The organism is Ramlibacter aquaticus (assembly GCF_015159745.1).
GTDB classification, from domain to species: Bacteria; Pseudomonadota; Gammaproteobacteria; order Burkholderiales; family Burkholderiaceae_C; genus Ramlibacter; species Ramlibacter aquaticus.
The window spans coordinates 1-425 of record NZ_JADDOJ010000201.1 but is presented as its reverse complement, the minus strand read 5'-3'; the positions used below and the strand labels follow the sequence as shown (position 1 = coordinate 425).

Genomic DNA, 425 nt, shown 5'->3' with positions numbered 1-425 from the left:
CTTATTATTACATTCCCTATCGTCTCGGCGCCGCTTGCCCCCGCTGCACTGAGAAAGTAATCAGGCTTACGAATACCCAAGTCTTCAAAAAAAATCTGGTTGAGCTCATAATCATAATTTTGCCCAGTGTGCACAAGGATATGCTCACAACTCATATCAAGAGCAGCGATAACTCGAGACAAACGAATAACTTCAGGACGGGTGCCTAAGACAGTAACGACTTTCAGCTTATTCATAATTCCCTCTTTTCATCTCGCTCTCACTTCGCTAGTAAGCGGCATTGAGTAGGTGTCGGGGTTTTCTCGATCAAAAACCTCGTTGGCCCATAACATAACAATCATTTCATCTTCACCGATATTGGTGATATCGTGAGACCAACCAGGTACTGTCTCGACAATTACAGATTTTTCTCCAGAAGCAAAAAC

At 43.3% G+C, this 425-nt stretch carries 2 protein-coding genes; both read right to left on the bottom strand.

The window, feature by feature from the left end; genetic code table 11:
• On the bottom strand, positions 1 to 236 hold a 236-nt coding region (locus IM725_RS20115; protein WP_193782408.1), incomplete at its 3' end, for a UDP-N-acetylglucosamine 2-epimerase.
• Positions 237 to 248: 12 nt separating this feature from the next.
• Positions 249 to 425, bottom strand: a 177-nt coding sequence (locus IM725_RS20860) for a polysaccharide biosynthesis C-terminal domain-containing protein (RefSeq protein ID WP_456096406.1), incomplete at its 5' end; no start/stop codon positions are given.